Annotated in this window: 1 protein-coding gene; it reads right to left on the bottom strand. The window is 47.5% G+C overall.

Annotated features, from left to right (window positions below; translation table 11 throughout):
* On the bottom strand, positions 1 to 255 hold a 255-nt coding region (locus AC6UD0_RS07445; protein WP_500708721.1), incomplete at both ends, for a phosphoketolase family protein.

The raw sequence follows: 255 nt of genomic DNA, 5'->3' as shown, positions 1-255 counted from the left end.
TCTAGATCTTCATCTGACTTACGTGACAAGATAGTTGGGTTGGAAATCTTAAACCCGTTCATATGAGCAATCGGTAAAATCGCGCCATCCGTGATTGGGTTAATGAACGTATTGCTGAACCATGATGCAGCCAATGGGCCGGTTTCAGTTTCACCATCACCCGTGACAACCGCCGCGATGACCTCAGGATTATCAAGAATCGCGCCGGTTGCGTGACTCAAAGCATAACCTAATTCGCCACCTTCATGGATGGAA

It is taken from the genome of Fructilactobacillus sp. X7R9C1 (genome assembly GCF_059901005.1).
This window is presented reverse-complemented; position numbering and strand designations above follow the sequence as displayed.